Genomic DNA, 1,943 nt, shown 5'->3' on the forward strand with positions numbered 1-1,943 from the left:
CCCGGATTCGCAAGCCACAGATTCGCGCCCCCTTCAGATTCGCGAGCCTCAAAATAGCGAGCCCTCCCGCTGGCAGCGGCGAAGGCTCGCTTCGTTTGCTGGCGAATGACAACCCGGCCGCGGTCCCTTGGTCCAGGCTATACCGGGCCCAGGTCAGGCCATGCCAGCTCCACCCCGCGCCGGACCAGCGCGTCCTGGAAGTCGGCGAGCCGGGATGGATCGCAGCGCACCTGACGCGGCGAAACTCCCCGCTGCAAGCAGTAGGCGGCCAGCGCTCCGGCTGCCTCGCCGATGTTCCACTCCACCGGATGCAGACGATAGCAGCCGTTTGTCAAATGCGTGACGCCGATGTTTTTGCAGGCCGGCAGCAGATTGTCCATCCGCACGGGAATCAGGCTGCCGAGCGGAATTTGAAACGGCAGGCTCGGGATATAGAAGCCTTCACGGCCGCCTGTCGTCGGATGCAGATCGATCCGGTAGCTGCCGATGCCGACGCTGTCGCGAAACGGCTCCGCCCTGCCGCCAACGCCGCGAACCTCGGGGCTGATATGCTGCTCCTTGACCGTAAATTCCGCGCGGATGCGGCGGGACTCGCGGATATACGGCGCCTTGGCCAGCCCGTCCGCCGTCCCCGTCACATCGCCGCGCAGCCGCAGCCCGGGATACCCGGCCCCTCCGTCGGGTCGGGGCGCTTCCGTTTGCAGCCAGTACAGCAGGCTGAGGCTGAGTTGCCTGGCCCCTTCCAAATGCCGCTGCCGCTCTTCCTCCGGCACCTCGTAGATATTGCCGAGCCAGTAGTCGTTTTGCGGCCAGTTGACAATGGTTATATCGCTGTCGAACGCTCCCGGCGCAAACTGCGAGCGGTCGACGATCCGTCGGTAATTCCAGAGCGAGAAAGCCCCGGGTTCGGGAAACAGCGAAAAACGCTTCACCGCTTCGCTCGTCATTAGCGGCGTCCAGCTGAACATCCGGTCTCGCTGAAAAGGAGCCTGATAGCTGCGCCAGAACGCGTACGCCGCCGGCCGCTCGATCGTATGGTCTTCCCCCTCGCGGTAATCGAGGGCAAAGCACCACGTCACCGACTGGATGTCGAGCGGCTCCGGCTCCCCGGCAAGCGCATGCGGCTCCCCGGTATCCCGGGACGATTCGGCCCCTGTCACGTATTCCGTGCCGGTCAGCGGCAGCAGGTCGCCGCATTCGGTCGCATCGAGCACATAGCGCGCCCCGACGGCGACGAAGCCGCCGGATGGCGTATGCTCCAGCGTGACGGAGCGGACCGTATCGCCGTCCGTCACCGCCCCGCTCGGGCGAACGTTGAGCAGCAGGGTGATGCGTCCTGCATGGATGTGCGGGGCGAGCATATCCTGCAGCACAGCAAGGGCGACACGCGGGTCGCAGGACAGGCGGCTGACAATGGCCGCGCCCGGATTAAACCGGTCGCTGCGCAGCGCCTCCGCGGTCAGCGGATAGTTCGCCTTATAGTACCCGCGAACGCGGTTGCGGAACTCCCGGTACTTGCGGGTGCAGCCGAATTGCTCGATCCAGCGGTGCTCATCCGCCGGAACGGCTTGACTCGTGAACTGTCCGCCAATCCAATCCGTCTCCTCCGTCAGCACGATCCGCATCCCGGCCTCCGCGGCGGCCAACGCAGCGGCGCAGCCTCCGATTCCGCCGCCAATCACGGCGATGTCACAAGCGTATTCCCGATTCATGAGCCTGCCCCCTCCCGTGCCGCGCTCCCGCTGCTCTCGCTACTTTCACCGCTCTCGCCACTCCCGACGCTCCCGACGCTTCCGCCGCCCTCACCGACTCCGCCGCTCCCGACGCTTCCGCCGCCCTCACCGACTCCGCCACTCCCGACGCTTCCGCCGCCCTCACCGCTTCCACCGCTCCGGCCGCCCTCACCGACTCCGCCACTCCCGACGCTTCCGCCGCCCTCACCG

The 1,943-nt window shown here is 66.6% G+C and carries 1 protein-coding gene and 1 pseudogene; both read right to left on the reverse strand.

All coding sequences use genetic code 11. From position 1 onward, the window contains the following. Positions 1-137 precede the first annotated feature (137 nt). Positions 138-1,712 carry an FAD-dependent oxidoreductase gene (locus F591_RS0126920; protein WP_019537629.1) on the reverse strand — a complete coding sequence of 525 codons (1,575 nt, stop codon included), beginning with the start codon at positions 1,710-1,712 and terminating at the stop codon, positions 138-140. Continuing rightward, positions 1,690-1,943: pseudogene (locus F591_RS32190) on the reverse strand (hypothetical protein); the annotation flags it as partial. The pseudogene F591_RS32190 and the gene F591_RS0126920, both read right to left, overlap by 23 nt.

Origin of the sequence: Paenibacillus ginsengihumi DSM 21568 (assembly GCF_000380965.1) — a bacterium.
GTDB classification, from domain to species: Bacteria; Bacillota; Bacilli; order Paenibacillales; family NBRC-103111; genus Paenibacillus_G; species Paenibacillus_G ginsengihumi.